The sequence below is a fragment of the uncultured Shewanella sp. genome, assembly GCF_947495455.1.
Lineage (GTDB): Bacteria > Pseudomonadota > Gammaproteobacteria > Enterobacterales > Shewanellaceae > Shewanella.
In genome coordinates this window covers 1-230 of the sequence record NZ_CANLZC010000309.1, presented here as the reverse complement: position 1 = coordinate 230, position 230 = coordinate 1, and the positions used below count along the sequence as shown (strand labels likewise).

Sequence of the window (230 nt, the reverse complement as noted above, 5' to 3'; positions counted from 1 at the left end):
CTTCCCATGCTCCAGAACGTTCACTGTAATTAAAATTGTCAGCTGCCTCACCTCGCTCATAGGGACAGCATTTAAGCCGAATGTAATAAAAATCAGGTACGATTTTGGGTACGTCTTTTGGTAGTGGTGCTGGTCCTGGTGCTTGTTTGGGTAGTGCTAATTTCTTCGGTATAGGAAAAAGCGTGTCTAATATGTCCTTTCGCCCTATAGTAATACCAGCTGCATCAAAT

At 43.0% G+C, this 230-nt stretch carries 1 protein-coding gene; it reads right to left on the bottom strand.

Translation table 11 applies throughout. The features are described from left to right. Positions 1–230: hypothetical protein (locus Q0791_RS25195; protein WP_299011981.1), on the bottom strand; the 230-nt coding region annotated here is incomplete at both ends.